A 22,403-nucleotide genomic window follows, 5' to 3' on the forward strand; every position below is an offset into this window, starting at 1 on the left:
ATGAAAATTAATCAATTACCAGTTATTTTCTTTTTCTTCTTTTCATTTTTTAATCTTACTGCCCAGGAATTTAAGCTTGGAAAAGTAACTATTGCAGAACTACAGGAAAAAGTACATCCTAAGGATTCTTCGGCTTCAGCTGCTATTTTATACAAAAGAGGGAAATCCAGAATTGAATACGATCAGACTGATGGGGCTTTTGTTACACTGACTGAGGTTGAAACCAGAATAAAAATCTATAAAAAAGACGGTTACAATTGGGCAAACCAGGAAGTTGTATACTATTCGGGAACAGGCGGGCGTGAAAAAGTTTCGTTTTCTGATGCAAACACATTTAATTTGGTGAACGGTAAAATCGAGAAAACAAAACTTCAAAGTGACGGAACTTTTGATGAGACTATAAACAAATACAGAAGCAGAAAAAAAATAGCGATGCCTAATGTAAAAGAAGGATCTGTAATTGAATTTAGATATTTGATAAGATCTGAGTTTAGAGAAATCAGGGATTGGGATTTTCAAACCAGTATTCCGGTAAATTTTTCTGAATTTACAACGTACGTCCCTGAATATTATGTTTATAACTCAAGACAAAAGGGTTACGTTTTTCCTAAAGTAGTGAGTGAAAAAAACAACAAGTCTATAAATTTTTTAAGTAAAGAAAGACAATCTTCCGGAGGGTTTAGCGCAGTAACAACTACTTATTCTTCTGATAAAGTAGATTATATGGAAACTAAAACAACTTATACTGCCGAAAATTTTCCGGCAATGAAAGACGAAGCTTTTGTAAATAATATTGATAATTATACATCTAGCGTGCAGCACGAATTATCAATGGTTAAATTCCCTAATCAGCCCAGTAAATTGTTTTCTACAGACTGGAATTCTGTTGTAAAAACAATTTATGATTATGATAGTTTTGGTCCTGAATTAAATAAAACAGGGTATTTTGAAAATGACGTAAAGGCAATTTTGGCGGGTCTAAATTCACCAGAAGAAAAAATATTAGCTATTTTAAACTATGTAAAATCAACCGTAAAATGGAACGGCTACCATGGTTATGACTGCGATCTGGGAGTCAAAAAAGCATACAAAGAAAAAACAGGAAATATTGGTGATATCAATTTGATGCTTACAGCCATGCTGCGTTATTCTGGCTTAGAAGCAAACCCTGTGTTGGTTAGTACGCGTTCCAACGGAATTGCCATTTTTCCTAACAGAACAGCTTTCAATTATGTGATTGCCGCTGTAGAAACTCAGAACGGTAATATTTTATTAGATGCCTCTGATAGATTTTCTGTTCCAAATATTCTGCCTTTCAGAACATTAAACTGGTCAGGAAGATTAATTCGTAAAAACGGAACTTCAGAAGAAATAAATTTAATGCCGGAAAAAGTATCTAACGATATTATTTTTATGAGTTACGCTGTAGATGCAGACGGTAAAGTTTCCGGAAAAACGCGAAAACAATGTACAGATTATAATGCGATGTCTTACAGAAGTAGCATCGACGGGGTTAAAGAAGATTCATATCTTGAAAAGCTTGAGAATAAAAACAATAAAATTGAAATCAGCGAATACAGCAGAACAAATGAAAAAGAAATTTTATTGCCGGCCATAGAAACTTATTCTTTCAGAGGGGAAAATTTAACGGAAGTAATAGGAGGTAAAATATATCTTAATCCGATGTTGTTTTATGCCAATACAAGTAATTCGTTTAAACAAGATGTTCGCGAATATCCCGTAGATTTTGGATATCCGTTTTCTGATAGATATAATATTACGATTCAGATACCAGAAGGATTTGCAGTAGAAACATTACCTGCCCCGGCTGCAGTTTCTATGGAGGATAACCTAGGGAGTTTTAAATTTAATATTGCCGTAAGCGGGAATACGCTTCAGCTGGCTATCGTTCATCAAATAAACGAGGCGATTGTTTCTGCAGAAAAGTATGAGATGCTAAAGGAATATTACAAGACAATGATTGCTAAAGAATCTGAAAAAATTGTTCTGAAAAGAATCTAAAATATGAAATTACGCATCATCGGTACTTTGTTTTTTCTTGTTTGGAACTTTTTTTCAATAAAAGCACAAAGTTATGAATTAGGCAAAGTAACCCTTTTGGAATTACAGGAAAAAGTAAATCAAAAAGATACTTCTGCGCCTGCTGCAATACTTTTTAAAAAAGGAAGAACTTTCTTTACCTATAATGAAGATAAAGGTTTTATAGCAAATCATGTCTATGAATTTAAAATCAAAATTTATAAAAAAGAGGGGTTAAGCTGGGCAAATCAGCAAGTGCGATATTATATAGGGTATGAAAATATAAGTGAGGACAGATTAGAATTTTCGGATGGGATCACTTATAATCTCGAAAATGGAAAAATTGTAAAAACAAAACTCGATAATCAGGGATCTTTTAAAAAAAAGATAAATAAATACTGGAACGAAAAAGCAATAACATTACCCAGTGTAAAAGTAGGTTCAATTATCGAATACAAATACATTTTAAAATCAGAAAATATTGTTCGATTTCCTGATTTTGAGTTTCAATATCAAATTCCGGTAAATTACTTTGAGTATAAAATGGAAATCCCGGAAGTGTATATTTATAAACCAATTTTGATAGGTGGTTATTCCATAGAAACCGATGCTAAATTGGTAAATGGACATCAGACTTATGAAAACAAGCACAATCAGTCCAGTTCACTTTCATACCGACAAATTAATTCAGTTTATAAAGGGAAAGACATTCCGGCCTTAGTAAATGAACCCTATATTAGTAATGTTGAAAATTACAAAGGCACAATTCAGCATGAATTGGAAAGAATTCGTTATACCGACAAACCAGACAAAGATTTTACAGTTACCTGGGAAGGTGTTGCAACAAATATTTTTAAAAATGATAAATTCGGAAAAGAGCTTAATGTAAAGAAATTTTTATTAGAAGATGTAAAACGTTTATTGCAAAATGTTGAATCTCAAAATGAAAGATTAAACATTATTTTTAAATTCGTTCAAAACAAAATGAACTGGAACGAAGTTAATGATTATGATACTGAAAAAGGGGTTGAAAAGGCGTATCTTGACCAAACAGGAAATGTAGCAGAAATTAATTTTATCCTGATCAATATGCTGCAATTAGCAGGAATAGAAGCAAATCCGGTTTTAGTTAGTACAATAGAAAACGGCGTACCTGCTTATCCTACCAGAACAGGTTTTAATTACGTTATCGCTGCTGCAGAAATTGACGGAAAACAAATTCTGCTGGATGCAACGCATAAATATACGATTCCAAATATTTTGCCTTTAAATGTTTTAAACTGGAAAGGCAGACTTATTAAGATTGACGGAACTTCGAAGGAAATTGATTTGATGCCTGTAACACTGTCCAGGGATTATTCAAACATTCTGGTTAAGATGGATGTTTCAGGAAAAATGGAGGGTAAGGTCAGAATTCAGAAAACAGATTATGATGCGTATGATTTCCGAGTTCAAAATGCCAGTAAAAATGAAGAGAACTATCTTGAAAAATTAGAACAGCAGCTTGGAGACCTAAAAATTACAGATTATAAAATAGAAAATGGAAAAACAAATTTGATAAACCCCATTTCTGAATCTTACTCTTTTACATCAGAAAATCAAACAGAAATTGTCGGAGATAAAATGTTAGTCAATGCATTATTGTTTTTCACAAGAAGCAAAAATCCTTTTACACAGGAAAAAAGACAAAATCCAATTTATTTTGGATATCCTTCGCAGGAAAAATTCAACTTAAATATTGAAATCCCCGAAGGATATTCAGTCGAATCCATGCCAAAGTCAATCAGAATTTCATCAGAAAATAAAGAAATTGTTTTTACATTCATTACCTCAAATGTCGATAATAAAATTCAGATTAGTTGTTCAAAAGAAATTTACAATAGTATTTTTGCAGCAGATCAATATGATGGTTTAAAAGACCTCTTCCAAAAAATGATCGTGAGCCAAAATGAAAAAATCGTACTTAAAAAAATATAATCATGGATTTGAAAAACGCACAACTTGATGTTGATACCTGGATAAAAGAACACGGAGTTCGTTATTTTAATGAATTAACAAACATGGCGCAGCTTACCGAAGAAGTAGGGGAAGTTGCGAGAATAATTGCGCGCCGTTATGGTGAGCAATCTGAAAAAGAAAGTGATAAGAATAAAGACCTGGGCGAAGAACTGGCAGATGTTGTCTTTGTTGTGTTATGTCTGGCCAACCAAACGGGAATAGATTTACAGGCAGCTTTTGATAAAAAAATGGATTTAAAATCTGTCAGAGATAAAGATCGTCATAAAAACAACGATAAATTGAAATAATTGTGAAATATCAAAGCCTGATTTTGAATTATGAATGAGGAGTGGTAAATTGCGCGTTCGAATTATGTTACTCATAATTTGCAACACATAACTAATATCATGAATTTAAAATTAAGCACGAATTCGCAATACATTATTGATAATTCCCAACTAAATATTACAGGATCAAAAAGCGAAACTAATCGTTTATTGTTGTTAAAAGCGTTATTTCCAAATATTACTCTTGCCAATACTTCAAACTCAGATGACAGTGAAGTAATGCAGAAAGCACTTGCAGGAAATGACGAAATTGTTGATATCCACCACGCCGGAACAGCTATGCGTTTTCTAACAGCTTATTTTGCTGTGAATGAAGGCAGAGAAGTTGTAATGACAGGTTCAAGCAGAATGCAGGAGCGGCCAATTAAAATTTTAGTAGAAGCTTTGGCACAATTAGGGGTTGAGATTTCATACCTGAAAGAAGAAGGTTATCCTCCTATAAAAATTAAAGGAAAAAAAGTTACAGCTTCAAAAGTAAATTTAGCTGCCAATGTGAGCAGCCAGTATATTTCGGCACTTTTATTAGTAGCTTCAAAATTAGAGAACGGTTTAGAATTGACCCTTGAAGGAGAAATTACTTCTATTCCATACATTAAAATGACTTTGGCTCTTTTAAAGGATTTAGATATTCAGACTAGTTTTGAAGGAAATGTAATTAAGGTTTATCCAAAAGAAGCAGTTAAAACAAAAGAAATGATTGTAGAATCTGACTGGAGTTCAGCTTCGTATTTCTTTAGTCTTGTGGCGCTGGCAGATGCTGCAAAAATAACTTTGAGCAGTTACAAGGAAAATAGTTTGCAGGGAGACTCAGAATTAGTTTCTCTTTATGAGAAAATGGGAGTGAAAACGACTTTTCAGAACAATAAAATGACTCTGGAAAAAGTGGCCGGATTCAATTATCAAGATGTAACTTTTGAATTGAACAATACGCCCGATATCGCTCAGACAATTGTAGTAACTTGTTTAGGTTTAGGAATCGGATGTCATTTGACAGGACTTCATACTTTAAAAATTAAAGAAACAGACAGACTTGAAGCACTAAGAATCGAGCTTACAAAATTGGGAGCAAATATTTCGGTAACAAATGATAGCCTGACTTTAGTGCCTTCTCAAAACATTAATCATAATATACATATCGCGACTTACAACGATCATCGTATGGCAATGGCATTTGCACCACTTGCGGTCAAAGTACCGATAATTATTAATGATGCAGAAGTAGTTTCAAAATCATACCCGGATTTCTGGAACGACTTAAAAGCGCTAAACTTTCAAATTTCAGAATTGTAATTAAAATAATAGCCACGAATTTTATTAAATCTGAATTCCTGGCTAAAAATTCAAAAACATAACCTTTGGTTTTAACCAGAGGTTTTTTTATGCATAAGTTTTTTGGCTTTAGTCAAATTTAAAAACCAATTAATAGGGACTTATATCTCTTTACGGTTTGAAAAGTTAAAATTGACTTAAATAATATGTTTTTTAAACAATGAGAATCCCCACAAAATCAAGGGCTTTTGAAAATAAACGTCAAAACACTTGACAACGCCTATCTCACAATCGTATATTTGCAACCGATTTAACATTTTAGATAAAAAAATCTAAAATCTACACTCTAAAATCAACAATTCAAATATGAAATTATCACACTTCAATTTCAATTTACCGAAAGAACTTTTAGCTGAGTTTCCAGCAGAAAATAGAGATGAATCTCGTTTAATGGTAATTGACCGTCAAAAACAAACTATCGAACATAAAATGTTTAAAGACGTTATCAACTATTTTGATGACGGTGACGTTCTAATTCTAAATAATACAAAAGTTTTCCCTGCACGTTTGTATGGAAATAAAGAAAAAACAGGAGCAAGAATTGAAGTTTTCTTATTAAGGGAATTAAATTCTGAGCAGCGTCTTTGGGACGTTTTGGTAGATCCCGCCAGAAAAATTCGTATTGGGAACAAACTTTATTTTGGAGACGACGATTCTTTAGTAGCTGAGGTAATTGACAATACAACTTCTCGTGGCAGAACTTTACGTTTCTTATACGATGGTTCTTATGAAGAATTCAGAAACAAATTAACGGAGCTTGGAGAAACTCCAATCCCAAAATATATCAATAGAGAGGTTACTGCTGAAGATGCAGAAAGATACCAGACTATTTATGCAAAAGAAGAAGGAGCTGTAGCAGCACCAACTGCAGGTTTGCACTTCTCAAAACATCTTTTGAAAAAATTAGAAATCAAAGGGGTAAATTTTGCTGAGGTTACTTTACATGTTGGTTTAGGAACTTTCAATCCGGTTGAGGTTGAAGATTTGTCTAAACACAAAATGGACTCTGAAGAATTGATTATCAAACAAGAAGCTTGTGATATTGTAAATGCTGCAAAAGTAAACAAAAAACGCATTTGCGCTGTTGGAACCACTTCAATGCGTGCAATCGAAAGTTCAGTTTCTTCTCAGAATACGCTGAATCCTTATGAAGGCTGGACAAATAAATTTATTTTCCCTCCTCATGATTTTAGTATTGCAAACTGTATGATTACAAACTTCCACACACCAAAATCAACTTTATTAATGATGATTTCTGCTTTCTGTGGTCATGATTTAATGAAAAGAGCATACGATGAAGCAATCAAAGAAGAATATAAATTCTATTCTTACGGAGATGCAATGTTAATTATCTAATTATTTACAAAAGGTAAATTGATTCATATAAAGAAACCTGTCAGTAATGGCAGGTTTTTTTTGTTTTGGGTTTTTCTAAAACTTGAAACTTGAAACCTGAAACAAGAAAATGCTAATTGTTAAATTTAACCGTTATATTTCAAAAGGTGTTATTTTAGCAGACAAAACAAAATAAAATGACTTTTCAAAATACGCGCGAATTTGCGAAACAACTTGATTCACAAGATTCTTTAAATCATTATCAGGATCAATTTATTTTCCCGAAAGTAAATGATAAACGGGTTATTTATTTCACAGGAAATTCTTTAGGATTACAGCCAAAACGTACCAAAGCATATATAGATGAAATAATGAATGACTGGGCAGAACTTGCTGTAGAAGGTCATTTTTATGCACAAAAACCATGGTGGGATTATCAGGAAAGATTTGCCGAACCTTTGAGCAAAATTGTTGGAGCTTTACCATCAGAAGTTACTGTAATGAATACTTTGACAGTAAATCTTCATTTGCTTATGGTTTCATTTTACAGGCCAACAGCAAAACGCTTTAAAATTATTTGCGAAGAAAAAGCTTTTCCTTCCGATCAGTATATGTTTCAAAGCCAGGTTCATTTTCATGGATTTAAGCCAGAAGACGCAATTGTTGAGATTAAACGCCGCGAAGGCGAACACAATATTCGGCTTGAAGATGTGCTGGCTAAAATTGAAGAAATTGGTGATCAACTTGCTTTGGTCTTAATCGGCGGAGTGAATTATTATACCGGACAGGTTTTTGATATCAAAACGATAACCGCAGCCGGACAAAAAGCCGGAGCAAAAGTAGGTTGGGATTTAGCACATGCTGCAGGAAATATCAAATTAGAACTTCATAACTGGAATGTAGATTTTGCTGCATGGTGCAGTTATAAATATATGAATTCGGGACCAGGAAATGCTTCCGGATGTTTTGTCCACGAAAGACATCATAACGATCCTGACTTACCACGATTTGCTGGATGGTGGGGACATAATAAGGAACGTCGCTTTAAAATGGAGCCAAATTTTGATCCCGTTCATGGAGCAGGAGGGTGGCAAATCAGTAATTTGCCTGTACTTTCTTTAGCACCGTATCTGGCTTCTGTAGAAATGTTTGCTGAAGTTGGAATGGATGCCCTAATCGCCAAAAGAGACCACATTACAGCCTATTTAGAATTTATTCTTCACGAAATTGACAATGAAGTTGACAGTACTTTTGAAATAATTACACCTTCAGATCCAAAAGAAAGGGCTTCTCAGTTATCTGTCTTTTTGCATGGAGAGGGAAGAAGCTTATTCGAATATTTAATGAAAAACGGAGTTATCACTGACTGGCGTGAACCCAATGTTATTCGTTTAGCTCCTGTTCCTTTATACTGCTCTTATGAAGATATGTATGATTTTGGACAGATTCTAAAAAAAGGAATTTTAGGAAAGTAATTGCTACGTCCAGGTTTTAATAAATTAATTTGTGAGTCATTATTTTAATTCTGTAACCTTTTACAAAAATGTTGTAATAACTTATAAGTCTCTTATTACTTAATTTGTAGTGTACAATTTTTTAAAAGCTACAATCATGAAAGCCTTATATATATTTATCGCAGCCTTGTCTATCATTTCTTGCCAGAATCAAAATAAAGAAGAATTAAATAAAGCAAAACAAGCTAGTATTGATTCAATGAAAGTTGAAATTAATAAGCAAAGAATTATTGATTCAATGAAAGTTGAAATGGCAGCTTTAGAAGAGCAAAAAGCAGCTCAACAAAAAGCAGCGGAACAAGCAGCTCAGCAAAAAGTGGTAGTAGTACATCAAAATGACGGTACTGCGACTGCAGCACCAGCCAAGAAAAAAGGATGGAGTGCTACAGCAAAAGGTGCTGTAATTGGAGCCGGTGTAGGAGCAGCGACAGGTGCTATTATCAGTAAGAAAAAAGGTGAAGGTGCTATTATTGGTGGTCTTGCAGGAGCAGCTTTAGGTACTGGAACAGGTGCTGTTATTGACGAAAACAATAAGAAAAAAGAATAAACATAAAATATTTTGAATTAGTAAACCCCAGAAACACATGTTCCCGGGGTTTTAGTTTTTAGCAATTTTCCGGAATTTTAATCGCTGTTAATTCCGATTTATAGAAATTGAATTGTTCTTTAATTTTGTGGAGATCAGTTTTAAAATAGAATGTTGATTCTAACAAATTCTGATAATATTCAATGCCTTCAAAAAGATTGGATTTAAATGTATTCCATTTTTTTAGCTGATTTGAAGTCACTTCTCCCGAAATACTTTCAATTTCATTTCTAAAATAATCCACGTACATTTTTAATTCTTTAACCAAAACATTTGGCCGGTCGAAATCACAAAGAACAGATTTTTTTCCATAAATATGCTGTATCATTTCCTTTAGTGAAACTTCCTGGTCAAAATAGGCCATATTTGGTCCCGGACATATTACCACGCCCTGCGCCTGACCTTTTATCTTAATATTATTTTCGAGATATGAAGCGTTAGCAAGACCAACACAAAGACAGGATTTTTCGGTAATCTGTGTTTTTACTTTTTCATAATAAGAGACTGAAATGGTATCTTTTGAATTTTCTAACTCCTGTAGTTTTATATCCTGGTACTTTTTTGAAGCCGTACAGATTCCTGTTTTGTCATACTCTTTGCTTAAAGCCAAAAAACGTTTAGGGCAGGAACTCCCCGCTTTATTATCCTGAATTCGTTTTTGCTTGAGGATTTCATTTGATGTGCCTTTCAAAGAATTAAAAGGAACTCCTAATGGAGAGATATTACTTAAGTATAGATCTTCTTCTTTGGCCTTCATCAATAAATTTCTTGTTTCCTGATCTACACAAGTAGCTTCGGGAACCAATAAAAAAGGAGATCCCCAACCCACAGAATCTACTTGATAGGTCTCTAATAAAAATTCATGTTCCTCCGCAGTTCCAATTCCGCCCTGAACGGTAATTTTTGTAGCCAGCGGCTGTTCGGGAAAAGGCATATTTTTTAGCTGTAGCGCCTTAATCATCAATTCGTGTGATGATTGTGCTAATTCTTGTTTTTTTTGCCTGAATTCTTCTAAAATCGTCCCCAAAAGCAATCCTTCTGTTGCAAATGCATGTCCGCCGCAGTTTAATCCGGATTCAATTCGGTATTCAGAAACCCAAAGTCCCTTTTTAGCTAGGAAATTACCCTGAATCATAGCAGATCGAAAATCGCTTACTTTAAGAATAATTTTCTTTTTAAGCTTATTATTCATGTCGGGATAAAAATCTTTAAAATTTTCAAAATAACTATAAAGTCTGGGATTCATTCCGGCAGAAAGAACAACAGAAGAAGTAAGGTTGCTATGAGCAAATCCTCTTAAGGCAGCATGTGCATCATTAAACTCAATTGGAAGCTGTTCGTTTTTTTTGAAATTATCCTTGTCTAATTTCGTCATAATATTTACATCAATTTCACCGGGGAAAAGGTGTGACTCGATATAATGCTGAATATTTTCTTTAAAAGAAATTCCGTCATCCAGTAAGTTTTGAAAACCTTTTTTAATGTCTGAAGAATTGGGCAGCATCGACATAAAGTTCTCCAAAGCGGTTTTACTTTCTGTTAATTCAGTTTTAAAACTTTCAAATTTTTGCTTTACGATTTTGTCAACCAGGTTTAGATATGAAGTAATTCTTTCGGCGCGATAATCGTGAAATTTCTGACTTATTTCTTCGTATGGAATATTGAATTTAGTGCTGTAAAAATTACGCATCTTTTCGATTAAATCATCATCTGCAATTGATACAACAGACGAAATTCCGTATTGTGCCACTCGTATCGGGCTATCTATCGTATAGGCAAGACCCATTACAGGAATATGAAAAGTGTGTAAAGGATTTTTTGTCATGTGTTTTCAGATTAAAATAAAAACAAATGAAAAGAAAAATATTTTTTCAAAACCTGATAATTGTCAGGTTAGAAAGATTGTTTGCCACGAATTACACTAATTTTCACGAATTAAAAATTTTATGATACTAAAAATTAGTGTAATTCGTGGCGAAAGTAAATAACCCTAAATCAAAATCTTCTTCAAAGACTCTGCAATGCTTCGCCATAAAAAGTTATAAAACGACTTTTCCTTAATTCTTTCTAATTCAACATCTGCATTTTTTGGTTTTTCGTCAGAATCATTTTTGACCAGTAAATTAACAATCGCAGATTTCAGTTTGGCTTCTTTTTCCGGTTTTTTCTTTTTAAACAATTTCACCTTCAAATCATCATATTCCAGTGAGGCATTTCCTTTAGAAACATCGTCATTACCATAAAAGTTAAAATGGTATTTTTTGAAAGTTCCCGAAAAAGTGGTGTTCATATAAGGCTTTGAAAATCTTTCCATCGCCGCGACGTTAAAATTCGAAATAACTCCTTCAATATGAAAACTGTCCTTAAGATCCAGAATATTAAAATTCCAATTTACATCGAGACGGGAATCTTTCATAAACAGGCAGTTGATTTTAATCTTCACATCCGCTGTTTTTTTTAGCCCAAAGCCGCTTTTCAGATTTAAGGCACGCAGATTAAAGTGGTCAAAATTTAAAACACCCGGACCTTTCGTAAAATTAATTTCTTCTTCATAAACCAATTTTGATTTTTTTATTTGTAAAGTGTCGACCTGCAACGGAAATTTAATTTTACGTAACAAAGCATTGTAAAGATGTTTTTTGCTCAGATCATCTTTTGGTATTTTATTTCTGTAAATATTGGCATCAACGTGATTCATAACAATCGAATTTGCCTTAAAGAAAAAACGATCATTTTTAAAACCCCAGTCCATTTTATTGATTTCGGCAGAATCTAATTTTATAGTATAGATGTCCTTTTCTTTTTCAAGTTTTTGTACAAAAACTTTTCTTGAATATTCTGGAAGAAATGAAAAATTATTGATTTTTAAATAATTATTTTCAGTAGCGATTTTTCCAATATTAAAATGGTAAAACTGACTTGGTTTATAATAAATGCTATCGCAAACTAAGGTATATTTTTCATATTGAAGCGGAATTTTTTCTTTTAGAGTGGTATCTGTAATCAGGATTCCTTCAAGTTTTAGGATAATTTTTTTGACATTCAGTATCGGTTTGTTTGTATCTAATGAAACTACATCAACAGCACCGTCGTTTATGTAAATATTTCGAACAGCAATTATTTTTCGAAAAGGGTCTACTATTTCACTTTTAATGCTTTTGCTGTTGTTCAGTAATTTTTCACCTTTCTTGTATAAAATTACCCGGGGTTTGTTTATGATAATACTTTCGGCCTGAATGATATCGCGAAATGCCAGATCCCAGATATTAAAATGTTTAATTGTGACTGATTCTATTTTTGTAAACAACCCGTTTTTACTGTCTTTAGGTTCATTTTTTGGATGAACAAGCAAAGTTGTTGCGTAGATATTTTGAGAAATAAGTGACACTTCAATTTTCTCGTAATTAATATTGTAGGCAGTTTTATTTTTCTCGTGTATGATTATTGGCAATTGTTTTTTTATCCAATAATTGAGACCGATATTGATTAAAATTACAAAAACAAATAGAGAAATTATTCCTATAGCTATTTTTTTATAGATAGACATTTATGGTATTGGTTTTAAATACATAAATTTAGGCTTTTAAAAAGAATATGTTTTTACATGATTCTGTTATGAAATTACATTATTTATGATTCAATTTTAAATATGAAAAAAATTAAAAAAATCCTTTTGGTTTTAGTGGTGTTAATTGTAGTTCTGGGAATTGCTCTGTGCGGCTATATCTTTCATCTAAAACCCAAATATGACGGAGAGTTAGAGCTGAAAAATCTACAGAAAGAAACAACAGTCTATTTTGATGATTTTGGAGTTCCTCATATTTATGCCGAATCAGAAAAAGATGCCATGACAGCTTTAGGTTATGTACATGCACAGGAAAGATTATGGCAAATGGAATTATTGCGACGCATCGCACCAGGAAGATTGTCTGAAATTTTCGGATCGGTTGCGCTCAAAAATGATAAATTTTTCTCTGGAATTGGCATCGAAGAAGCTTCGGCAAAAGCCATTTCTAAATTAGATAAAAGCAGTCAGAGTTATCAGTTGACAATGGCATATCTGGACGGAATTAACCAGTATTTGGAAGAAGGTACAACACCACTTGAATTTACGTTGGTTGGTGTGAAAAAAGAAAAATTTACCATAAAGGATGTTTATAATATTTTTGGATATATGTCTTTCAGTTTTGCAATGGCTCAAAAAACAGATCCTTTATTAACAGACATTCGCAATAAATACGGGGCTGAATATTTAAAGGATTTAGGAATTGAAGGGAAGTTTAATACAACACAGCTTAAAAGCGCAAAGGAAAACCTGAAAGAATACACTACAATTTCAAAATCGGTTGCAGCATTACTGGAGCAATCACCGATTCCACCATTTGTAGGAAGTAACAGTTGGGTTGTCGGGCCAAATAAAACAAAAACAGGAAAAGTAATTTTTGCCAATGATCCGCATATTGGTTTTTCACAGCCCGGAACCTGGTATGAGGCACATCTTGTCACGCCCCAATATGAATTGTATGGTTGTTATCTTGCCGGAACTCCATTTCCGTTATTGGCCCACAATCGCGATTATGCATATGGATTAACCATGTTTGAAAATGATGATATCGATTTTTATCAGGAAAAGAATAAAGCAGGGGATCCAAACCAATATTATACTCCGACCGGTTTTAGTACTTATGAAATAAGAAAGAAAACCATTAAAGTAAAAGACACATCTGATGTTGTACTGACACTGAAATCCAGCCGTCATGGACCAATTATGAATGATTTACTCGAAAGATTAGATCGTAAAAACCCAATTGCAATGTCGTGGATTTATACCCAACAGCCCATTCAGATTCTGGATGCCGTTTACGGGCTTTCGCATGCTAAAAGCAAAGACGATTTTAGAAATGCCGTAAAATTGGTTGCAGCTCCCGGATTGAATGTAATGTATGGAGATGCAAAAGGCAATGTAGCATGGTGGGCAACAGGAAAACTTTATAAACACAATAAAGGTGTTAGTTCTTTTTTTATTCTGGATGGCGCCAGCGGTAAAGATGATATAACAGAGTATCTGGATTTTTCTAAAAATCCATCGGCTGAAAATCCAGAATGGGGCTATGTTTATTCTGCCAATAACCAGCCGGAAGCTATTGATGGTTATTTATATCCGGGATACTATTTGCCTGAAGATCGTGCGAAAAGGATTTCTGCGCTATTAGAACCAAAATCAGATTGGGATAAAGAAGAAATCAGCAAGATGATTTATGACAATACGTCTCCGGTTGTCACAGGAACAGTAGAAAGTTTAATTTCTAATGTGAATAATAATTCGCTTTCTGACGAAGAAAAAAAGGCAATTTCAGTTTTAAAATCATGGAAAGGAACTCATAATATAGAAGACGTTGCACCAACAATATACAGCAAATGGATTTATTTGTATCTGAAAAATACGTTTGAAGATGAAATGGGTGAAGATAATTTTAATTTATTTCTGGGTACACATTTAGGAAAACAAATTATTGCCAGACAAGTCTCTAATGAAAATTCTGTTTGGTGGGATAATATCAAAACGAAAAATGTAAAGGAAACCAGAACAGAAATTATCTCAAAATCATTTCATCAGGCAATTACAGAACTTCAAAAACAATTAGGAAATTCGATAATGGAATGGAATTGGGGGAAAGTTCACACTGTAGAGCACGAACATCCGTTGGGAAAAGTAGCAGCTCTGAGAAAATTATTTGATGTTGGACCTTTTGCAGCCCCAGGCTCAAATGAGGTAATTAATAACCAGTTCTTTGGTTATAATGATGATGGGAGATATTATGTAAAAGGAGGACCGTCAACAAGAAGAATCGTAGATTTTTCGGATATCGAAAACAGTTGGAGCATTCTCCCAACCGGACAATCCGGAAATCAGTTTAGTAAACATTACAATGATCAGGCAGAAATGTATAACGCCGGAAAATTCAGAAAAATGAAACTGAACAAAGAAGAAATCATAAAGACATCAACAAAACTGGTTTTTAAACCAAAGAAATAAGTGCAGGTTCAGGTTTTCAATTTTCAGAGTTAAACCTTTGATCCTTTGTTCCTCTGTAACTCTGAACCTAAAAAAAAAGGGAATAAAGTTCTAAAACTTTATTCCCTTTTTTTTACTTGATATTTAAATATTTCCCCATAACCACATCCCTGGCATAAATGTCCAGATTGTTAAGAAGGACTTTGTTTGTTGTCATCGCATTTGTACTTTGATATGCACTATCTTTCTCGTAAGCTTTTAATAAAGTCTCTAATTCTACCTCATTATAAAAAGCAAACATATTATAAACAGCGTCTCTAAAATTTTTAAAATTGATGGTTTCTGTAATTTGCATGGTTTTTTGATCATTCCAATTCTCCTTAGAAGCCGTTTCATTTACTTTACTTAAGCAATAATCAACAAAATAAGTTTTATAATTAGTAGCTTCAATAATTTTGTTGACTATAATAGTATTTTGTTGGGAAGGCATTGGTGCTTTTGCGGCAGAAGTTTGTGAAGTACAAACAGAAGGAATAAACATAGATAATACTAAAACTAAAAAGGCATACTTTTTTAAATTCTTCATAGGTTTTCAAAATTGCTCACAACTTTTACCTGACGTAAATAGAGTTGATTTGGGATTATAAAAAATGTTTTTGGGCACGGCTAAAATAGTATTTTTTTGCTTTAATTTTTAGGATAAAAATAATTTTCAAACAAAAAAACTCTGAGAATACACTTTTGAATTTGTATTGTCAGAGTTCGTAAGATATCGATTACTGTTTATGTAAAATTTATCTGTATTTGCATTATTTTCTTGAAGTCCTCATTGCTTTTACGACTTTCAAATTCTGATCTTTTGAGAGTTCCTCATATTCTTTTGTTTCTCTGCCAAAAAGAGCAATTTTTCCTTTTTCATTATTGTGAATGCCCCAGCCGTAACGTTTTGTCAAAGGCGAAGCTCTTAAACACGCTTGTCCTTTGGAAAAGAATTTTTTTCGGGCATCTTCATATTCTGATTTAGTTAAATCATTTTTGTCTGCAAAAACCTGAAACAAAACATCATCTGAAGTATATTTATAAGGATTTTGACTGATCATTTCAAACGCAATAGAGGCTACAGTTTTTGCATCACCTTTCTGTTTGGGAACCTCGCCGCTTATTGCAGGACAATCTTCTGCAACTTCTATAAAAGTATTCTCGTAATTGGTGGTATGAACTTTCATCTTAATCAGTTTAAGGCATAAAAATTGTTTAGCTAAAATAATGCTTTTCAAATAAAAACTCCGCCAAACAAATTCAAAATCTGTATTGTCGGAGTTTATTATACTATTATTTAGAGATTATTTTTTCTTAGATATTTCTTCTAATATTTTTTTTCCATTTTCGTTTGTCGGATCCAGTTCAACAGATTTTGAATAATTAGTTATCGCCAGTTTTTTATCACCATCGGCTAAATACGCTTCCCCTAAACTATCATAAGCATTTCCAGATTTCGGGAAAGTTTCTACATTAATCTTAAAAACTTCTATAGCCTCTTTCTTTTTTCCGCTTCCAAGCAGTTGATATCCAATATTGTTTATATGGCCTTCCTTGATGCTGTATGTTGGATCTTTTTTTAGTTTTTCATACAATTCTGTACCGGCTTTTACACCTTGTTCTGAAAACACATCTAAAAGTTCAATCGCCATTGATTTTTTAGGCTGGTCATAAGTTTGATTGTATAAAATAGCACGAATAGCCTCATTCATTTCGCCTAAAATTGTTCCGCCAGTATTATTTAGCAAAACAACTAAATTTTTATCAGCCGGCACGCGGGAAATAATCGTATTAAATCCGTTAATGCCCCCGCCATGTTCTATAATTTTATATTGCTTATCGCCAATTTTTTCTTCAGATAAAAACCATCCGTATCCATATGATTCATCTCCAAAAGAGATATAAGATTTAAACAGAGATTCCATTGATTTTTCTGAAAGCAGTTTAGTAGTATAAAGAGCCTGGTCCCATAGATATAAATCTTCGACAGTTGAATATAAAGATCCTGCTGCATACGGAATACTCATATCAATAAAAGAAGAGTTAACATAGCTTTTTCCTTTTTTCTCATAACCTGCGGCTCTGTTTTTAAGTATAACTTCGCTATGGTCAAAACCGGTGTTTGCCATTTTTAAAGGTGTAAGAATAGTTTCCTGTAAGTACTGCTCGTATGTTTTGCCTGTTATTTTTTCGATAATGTAACCCAGTAAAAAATAGCCGGAATTACTGTAACTGAATTTTTCACCCGGTTTAAAATCCAAAGGCAACTTGTTAAACGTTTTTACAAACTCTTCAGGAGTACTTGGGTTGCGGCTTTTTTCTTTAAGGAAGTTTGGCGCAGAAGTATAATTGGGAATTCCGGATGTATGTGTAATTAAATGATGAATGGTTATCTTATCGCCATTTTCTTTTGGATAATCTGGCAGATAGGTTGTGATAGGAACATCAAGTTTTAGTTTTCCTTCTTCGGCCAGTTTTACAATTAAAAAAGCAGTGAATTGTTTTGTAATAGATCCTAGTCTGAATTTGGTGTCGGGCTGATTTGAAATATTCCATTCCATATTAGCCTGGCCAAAACCTTTTTTAAAAATAATTTTTCCGTTTTCAGCAACCAATGCCGAACCATTAAATTGTCCGTATTCATTGTATTTACTTAAAAGATCGTCGATTTGCCTGGCTTTGTCTTGTGCAAAAATGCTGACTGAAGCAAGCTGCAATAGTACACAAAGCACGATTAGTTTGATTGATTTTTTCATACTGATTGATAATTATGGGTTTAAGATTAGTGAAATGATTCGTTTTTGATTGATGACTGAAACCTTGTAACAATTAGAAATTCAATAAACTAAATCGAAAGTACGATTTTTTTTACTTGAATAAATCCAGGTGTTAAAATGTTAGACGACTGAATTGCGATTTGGTTTCAACTTTGAGCCATTTTTTTTATCACTTTCCTGAAAAAATATCCGAACAGACACTAAATACTAGTTTTTATAAGGTCTGTGTTCGTAACTTAACAATTCTTTTCATTTCTAATCGGTGCTATTTCTTTTCCAATTATGAACAAATTTAATTGTCTTAAAAATGATTAAAATAAGCTTTTTTTTTAGTTATTATATTCAAACAAACTCCCCGAAATATTCACATTTTGTATTCTCCCATTCTTCAAGAATAATGCTATAATAGACATCGTCTTTGCTCTTTCCTTCAGAATCGATATAATTGTTTCTAAATAAACCCTCTTTTACGGCGCCCAGTTTTTCAATAGCATTTTGGGATCTTGTATTTTCAAGATCGGCACTGAATTGTATTCTATTAAACTGAATTTTTTCGAAACCAAAATTCAATAATTCATATTTACAGGCTTTGTTTAGACCAGTTCTCTGAAAATCTTTGCCGTACCAGGTCCAGCCAATTTCGCATTTTTGGCTCGCATGATTTAAATAGCCGTAACGCGTGCTTCCGGCAACTTGGTTTGTAGCCTTATCAATAATTAAAAACGGATAACAAATTCCGTTTGCTTTTTACATTAATGTATTTTGGATGTAATTTTCAAAATCCTCATTGTTTCGAACATACATTCCCATATATTTCCAGATTTCATCATCAAAAATAATTTCTTTGAGTTCGGTGTTTCTTTCGTTTTCAAAAGGAATTAATAGAGCTTTTTCATTTTCCAGAATGATTTTTGATTGTAACAATTCACTATTCATTGGTTTAAAGTTTTGGGCACAAAGTCACAAAGCCGTAAAGTTTCACATTTTTGTCATCCTGACGAAGGAAGGATCACACTGGACCTCCATACCGAAATTCACCAATCTTTGTAGAGTTATATCTGTGATCCTTATTCCATCAGGATGACAAGCGTGAAACTTTGTGTTTTTGCGTCTTTGTGAGATTATTTCTTCAACGAAAGTAGTCCTTTTTATATTCCTAATAAATTTATAAAAACAGGATTTTGTTATGAAAACGAGTCTTGCATGAGGTATAGAAACGGCATTTCCCGATTTAGAAAACCAGGGTTTTTAGCCATAGTTTTTGTTAATTGGGAATATAATGGATAATCCGGCCCGCTTTTCGGCGGGTCATGCCCACGTAAATATTAGGTTTTAGGGCAAATAATTGCTTTATTTTAAAGCTTATGAATAATTATTACTTATTTTTACGACCCAATATATTAGATTTTCCTCGATGCAAACTTCATTAAAAATTGCTGTTGTTGGTTCTGGACTTGTAGGATCGTTGCTGGCAATTTATCTTAAAAAAGCCGGGCATACCGTTCATGTTTATGATCGTAGTCCCGATATCAGAAATATAAATTTCTCTGGCCGTTCTATTAATCTGGCAATGTCCAATCGTGGCTGGAAAGCGCTTGATGGTGTTGGTGTCGGTGATTCGGTTCGGGAAATTGCAATTCCGATGGACAAACGCGCGATTCATTTGGTAGATAAGCTAAACTTCCAGAATTACGGACAGGAAGGCGAGTCAATTTATTCGATCTCAAGAGGAACGTTAAACAGGAAAATGATTGATCTTGCCGAGCAGGCCGGAGCTGAATTTTTCTTCGAGCAAAAAATCTGGGATGTTACGCTGAGTGATGCCACTTTGCATATTGGCGAAACAGAAAGAGGAGAGTGGGAGGAGAAAAAATTTGATATGGTTTTTGGTGCCGATGGTGCTTTTTCAAGAATAAGACACAGAATGCAGCGTCAGAGCATGTTTAATTATTCTCAGGAATTTTTGAATATGGGCTATAAGGAATTGAATATTCCGGCAAATTCTGATGCATCACATAAATTAGATAAAAATTCTTTTCATATTTGGCCGCGTGGTGAATACATGCTGATTGCGCTTCCTAATCTTGACGGAAGTTTTACGTGTACATTATTTATGCCTTTTGAAGGAGAAAACTCTTTTGCCTCTTTGACGGACCGCAAAATGGTGGAGAGTTTTTTTGAGAAAAATTTCCCCGATTCGATTGAAGTAATTCCCGAACTGGCAAATGACTTCTTTAAAAATCCAACCAGTACACTGGTTACCATGAAATGCTTTCCGTGGACATACGAAGATAAAATTGCTTTGATAGGTGATGCCTGTCATGCTATTGTTCCTTTTTACGGACAAGGAATGAATGCCGGTTTTGAGGACATTACGGTTTTGAATGAAATGATTGAAAAATATGGAGATGACTGGAAGAAAATTTTCTCAGAGTATCAGATCTCACGCAAACCAAATGCCGATGCTATTGCAGAACTTTCGTATAGAAATTTCATGGAAATGAGCACTAAAACCGCCGATGAGAAATTCCTGCTTCAGAAGAAAATAGAAAAGGCATTTTCAGATAAATTCCCCGACAAATGGATTCCGTTATACAGTCGCGTAACCTTTAGTGACCGCCCTTATGCTGAGGCATTAGCAATAGGAGATTTCCAAAACGGAATTATGGAAGAGATTTTAAGAATCGATAATATTGAAAATATCTGGAACACTCCCGAAATCGATAATAAAATTTTAGAACTGCTTGAAAAATAGTTCTAAACCAATAAGTATATAAGTTCATGTAAACTTTATTTAATGAACTTATATACTTATATAGGTAAATAATTTTATTTTTTGAATATTTTGGTTAACACTCCAAAAACACCTCTTATAAAAGTAGCGCTTGTCACGACCTTCAAAACAGATTTGCCTACAACACTTGCTGTGCTTGGTTCTGACTTAGATTGTTTTTGAGGAGATTGTTCTTCTTCCTTCTCTGCACTTGCTTGTTGGGCATCTGTTATTTTTTTGGTCAGAATTTCGTAAGCACTTTCGCGGTCAATCTCTTCATTGTACTTTTTTACCAGTTTTGATTTACTATTAATCGATTCGATTTCCTCAGGAGATAAAATATCCATTCTGCTCATTGGTGCCCGCATCATCGTGGCAACAAGAGGTGTAGGAACTCCTTTTTCGTTAAGTGCTGTTACTAAGGCTTCTCCAATTCCTAAATTGGTAAGCAGTTCATCAGTTTTATAATAAGCTGAAGTTGGATAATTATCAGCTGTTTTTTTAATGGCCTGTCTGTCATTTGCAGTAAAAGCTCTTAAAGCATGCTGAATTTTTAAACCTAACTGAGCCAAAACACCACTCGGAACATCCATAGGGTTTTGAGTTACAAAATACACTCCAACACCTTTTGAGCGAATTAGTTTTACAATAGTTTCAATTTGTTCTAAAAGAGCTTTACTAGCTTCATTAAAAATTAAATGTGCCTCATCAATAAAAATTATAAGCTCCGGCTGTTCTGCATCACCTTTTTCAGGCATTTGCTGATAAATTTCTGCCAATAAACTCAGCATAAAAGTGGAGAATAATTTTGGTTTGTCCTGAATATCAGTTAGACGAATAATATTAATATACCCTTTTCCATTCTCATCAATACGCATCAAATCATCAATTTCAAAAGATAATTCACCAAAAAACAAATCACCACCCTGTTGTTCCAGTTCAATTATTTTTCTCAGAATTGTTCCCGTGGTTGCAGTAGAGATTTTACCATAACTCGCTGTTATTTCATCCTTGCCTTCTTCTGTAATATAATTGATAACTTTTTTAATGTCTTTTAAATCCAGCAACGGCATGTTATTATCATCACAATATTTGAAAATAACAGATACAACACCAGCCTGGGTATCATTTAGATCCAAAATTCGTGAAAACAATACTGGGCCAAATTCAGAAACCGTAGCGCGCAGGCGGACCCCGTTTTGTTTTGACAAAGACATTAACTCCACTGGAAATGCAGCTATATTATAAGGTATATTAATTTTGGCGTGCCGTTCTGTAATAAAACCTTCCTCTTTTCCTTCTTTTGCAATACCGCTAAAATCACCTTTTATATCCATCATCAGGACAGGAATTCCCAAGTTTGATAATTGTTCTGAAAAAACCTGGATTGTCTTTGTTTTTCCAGTACCTGTTGCACCGGCAATTAATCCATGCCTGTTCAAAGTTTTCAGAGGCACCTTTACATGTGCTTCGCCAAGCGGCTCACCGTCAAGAATTGCACCTCCTAAAATAATACTGTCACCTTTAGATAAATAACCATTGTTTATATCCTGGATGAAATTTTCTTTCCTACTCATGTTTTTATTTGTAATTTAGATGGTTATAAGGGTATTATTTTCTTTTTTAACAATTTGAAAATTTTATTTAGT

At 33.6% G+C, this 22,403-nt stretch carries 17 protein-coding genes; 9 read left to right on the plus strand and 8 right to left on the minus strand.

Going from position 1 to position 22,403, the window contains the following annotated elements:
• The 7 genes from JOD96_RS09895 to JOD96_RS09925 all read left to right on the plus strand — a co-directional run bounded on the left by JOD96_RS09895 (position 1) and on the right by JOD96_RS09925 (position 9,110).
• On the plus strand, positions 1 to 2,022 hold the full coding sequence (locus tag JOD96_RS09895; RefSeq protein WP_209564113.1) for a transglutaminase-like domain-containing protein: 2,022 nt from the start codon (positions 1 to 3) through the stop codon (positions 2,020 to 2,022).
• A gap of 3 nt (positions 2,023 to 2,025) precedes the next feature.
• On the plus strand, positions 2,026 to 4,017 hold the full coding sequence (locus tag JOD96_RS09900; protein WP_209564114.1) for a DUF3857 domain-containing protein: 1,992 nt from the start codon (positions 2,026 to 2,028) through the stop codon (positions 4,015 to 4,017).
• Positions 4,018 to 4,019: 2 nt separating this feature from the next.
• Complete coding sequence (locus JOD96_RS09905; protein ID WP_012022600.1) at positions 4,020 to 4,346, plus strand: nucleotide pyrophosphohydrolase; 327 nt, start codon at positions 4,020 to 4,022, stop codon at positions 4,344 to 4,346.
• A gap of 99 nt (positions 4,347 to 4,445) precedes the next feature.
• Positions 4,446 to 5,675 (plus strand): 3-phosphoshikimate 1-carboxyvinyltransferase, encoded by a 1,230-nt coding sequence (gene aroA / locus JOD96_RS09910; RefSeq protein WP_209564115.1) that lies wholly within the window; start codon positions 4,446 to 4,448, stop codon positions 5,673 to 5,675.
• 345 nt (positions 5,676 to 6,020) lie between these two features.
• Complete coding sequence (queA, locus tag JOD96_RS09915; protein WP_209564116.1) at positions 6,021 to 7,070, plus strand: tRNA preQ1(34) S-adenosylmethionine ribosyltransferase-isomerase QueA; 1,050 nt, start codon at positions 6,021 to 6,023, stop codon at positions 7,068 to 7,070.
• A gap of 176 nt (positions 7,071 to 7,246) precedes the next feature.
• Positions 7,247 to 8,524, plus strand: a complete 1,278-nt coding sequence (gene kynU / locus JOD96_RS09920; protein ID WP_209564117.1) for a kynureninase — start codon at positions 7,247 to 7,249, stop codon at positions 8,522 to 8,524.
• A 136-nt stretch (positions 8,525 to 8,660) separates the two neighbouring features.
• Positions 8,661 to 9,110 (plus strand): YMGG-like glycine zipper-containing protein, encoded by a 450-nt coding sequence (locus JOD96_RS09925; RefSeq protein WP_209564118.1) that lies wholly within the window; start codon positions 8,661 to 8,663, stop codon positions 9,108 to 9,110.
• A 58-nt stretch (positions 9,111 to 9,168) separates the two neighbouring features.
• On the opposite strand, the gene JOD96_RS09930 is transcribed toward JOD96_RS09925, so the two are convergent.
• Positions 9,169 to 10,974, minus strand: a complete 1,806-nt coding sequence (locus tag JOD96_RS09930; protein ID WP_209564119.1) for a hypothetical protein — start codon at positions 10,972 to 10,974, stop codon at positions 9,169 to 9,171.
• Between the two features lie 165 nt (positions 10,975 to 11,139).
• The gene (locus JOD96_RS09935; protein ID WP_209564120.1) at positions 11,140 to 12,696 is read right to left on the minus strand and encodes a hypothetical protein; all 1,557 of its coding nucleotides are present in this window, start codon (positions 12,694 to 12,696) and stop codon (positions 11,140 to 11,142) included.
• 102 nt (positions 12,697 to 12,798) lie between these two features.
• Here JOD96_RS09935 and JOD96_RS09940 point away from each other — a divergent pair, with 102 nt between their 5' ends.
• On the plus strand, positions 12,799 to 15,186 hold the full coding sequence (locus JOD96_RS09940; protein ID WP_209564121.1) for a penicillin acylase family protein: 2,388 nt from the start codon (positions 12,799 to 12,801) through the stop codon (positions 15,184 to 15,186).
• A 112-nt stretch (positions 15,187 to 15,298) separates the two neighbouring features.
• Here JOD96_RS09940 and JOD96_RS09945 read toward each other — a convergent pair whose 3' ends face one another.
• The 5 genes from JOD96_RS09945 to JOD96_RS22430 form a co-directional block, all read right to left on the minus strand.
• Positions 15,299 to 15,751 (minus strand): hypothetical protein, encoded by a 453-nt coding sequence (locus JOD96_RS09945; RefSeq protein WP_209564122.1) that lies wholly within the window; start codon positions 15,749 to 15,751, stop codon positions 15,299 to 15,301.
• A gap of 223 nt (positions 15,752 to 15,974) precedes the next feature.
• Positions 15,975 to 16,391 carry a DUF6157 family protein gene (locus JOD96_RS09950; protein WP_209564123.1) on the minus strand — a complete coding sequence of 139 codons (417 nt, stop codon included), beginning with the start codon at positions 16,389 to 16,391 and terminating at the stop codon, positions 15,975 to 15,977.
• 117 nt (positions 16,392 to 16,508) lie between these two features.
• The gene (locus JOD96_RS09955; RefSeq protein WP_209564124.1) at positions 16,509 to 17,960 is read right to left on the minus strand and encodes a serine hydrolase; all 1,452 of its coding nucleotides are present in this window, start codon (positions 17,958 to 17,960) and stop codon (positions 16,509 to 16,511) included.
• Between the two features lie 363 nt (positions 17,961 to 18,323).
• Entirely contained in the window at positions 18,324 to 18,716 is a 393-nt protein-coding gene (locus tag JOD96_RS22425) for a GNAT family protein (protein WP_317195287.1), read from the minus strand.
• A 12-nt stretch (positions 18,717 to 18,728) separates the two neighbouring features.
• Positions 18,729 to 18,917 carry a hypothetical protein gene (locus JOD96_RS22430; RefSeq protein WP_245188384.1) on the minus strand — a complete coding sequence of 63 codons (189 nt, stop codon included), beginning with the start codon at positions 18,915 to 18,917 and terminating at the stop codon, positions 18,729 to 18,731.
• Positions 18,918 to 19,395: 478 nt separating this feature from the next.
• Between JOD96_RS22430 and JOD96_RS09965 the strand changes: the two genes are divergently transcribed.
• Positions 19,396 to 20,736 (plus strand): FAD-dependent oxidoreductase, encoded by a 1,341-nt coding sequence (locus tag JOD96_RS09965; protein ID WP_209564125.1) that lies wholly within the window; start codon positions 19,396 to 19,398, stop codon positions 20,734 to 20,736.
• Positions 20,737 to 20,810: 74 nt separating this feature from the next.
• Here JOD96_RS09965 and JOD96_RS09970 read toward each other — a convergent pair whose 3' ends face one another.
• Positions 20,811 to 22,331, minus strand: coding sequence for a helicase HerA-like domain-containing protein (locus JOD96_RS09970; protein WP_209564126.1), 1,521 nt, complete (start codon positions 22,329 to 22,331; stop codon positions 20,811 to 20,813).
• Positions 22,332 to 22,403 lie beyond the last annotated feature (72 nt).

The sequence above is a fragment of the Flavobacterium sp. 1355 genome (assembly GCF_017833415.1).
In the GTDB taxonomy this organism is placed as follows: Bacteria; Bacteroidota; Bacteroidia; order Flavobacteriales; family Flavobacteriaceae; genus Flavobacterium.

Bases quoted from the DNA above. Each gene is read 5' to 3' on its own strand.
- JOD96_RS09965 (WP_209564125.1), top strand. From the start codon at position 19,396: ATGCAAACTTCATTAAAAATTGCTGTTGTTGGTTCTGGACTTGTAGGA.
- JOD96_RS09930 (WP_209564119.1), bottom strand. From the start codon at position 10,974: ATGACAAAAAATCCTTTACACACTTTTCATATTCCTGTAATGGGTCTT.
- JOD96_RS09935 (WP_209564120.1), bottom strand. From the start codon at position 12,696: ATGTCTATCTATAAAAAAATAGCTATAGGAATAATTTCTCTATTTGTT.
- JOD96_RS09900 (WP_209564114.1), top strand. From the start codon at position 2,026: ATGAAATTACGCATCATCGGTACTTTGTTTTTTCTTGTTTGGAACTTT.
- JOD96_RS09925 (WP_209564118.1), top strand. From the start codon at position 8,661: ATGAAAGCCTTATATATATTTATCGCAGCCTTGTCTATCATTTCTTGC.
- JOD96_RS09945 (WP_209564122.1), bottom strand. From the start codon at position 15,751: ATGAAGAATTTAAAAAAGTATGCCTTTTTAGTTTTAGTATTATCTATG.
- JOD96_RS09895 (WP_209564113.1), top strand. From the start codon at position 1: ATGAAAATTAATCAATTACCAGTTATTTTCTTTTTCTTCTTTTCATTT.
- JOD96_RS09940 (WP_209564121.1), top strand. From the start codon at position 12,799: ATGAAAAAAATTAAAAAAATCCTTTTGGTTTTAGTGGTGTTAATTGTA.
- JOD96_RS09950 (WP_209564123.1), bottom strand. From the start codon at position 16,391: ATGAAAGTTCATACCACCAATTACGAGAATACTTTTATAGAAGTTGCA.
- JOD96_RS09970 (WP_209564126.1), bottom strand. From the start codon at position 22,331: ATGAGTAGGAAAGAAAATTTCATCCAGGATATAAACAATGGTTATTTA.
- JOD96_RS09905 (WP_012022600.1), top strand. From the start codon at position 4,020: ATGGATTTGAAAAACGCACAACTTGATGTTGATACCTGGATAAAAGAA.
- JOD96_RS22430 (WP_245188384.1), bottom strand. From the start codon at position 18,917: ATGAATAGTGAATTGTTACAATCAAAAATCATTCTGGAAAATGAAAAA.
- queA (WP_209564116.1), top strand. From the start codon at position 6,021: ATGAAATTATCACACTTCAATTTCAATTTACCGAAAGAACTTTTAGCT.
- kynU (WP_209564117.1), top strand. From the start codon at position 7,247: ATGACTTTTCAAAATACGCGCGAATTTGCGAAACAACTTGATTCACAA.
- JOD96_RS09955 (WP_209564124.1), bottom strand. From the start codon at position 17,960: ATGAAAAAATCAATCAAACTAATCGTGCTTTGTGTACTATTGCAGCTT.
- aroA (WP_209564115.1), top strand. From the start codon at position 4,446: ATGAATTTAAAATTAAGCACGAATTCGCAATACATTATTGATAATTCC.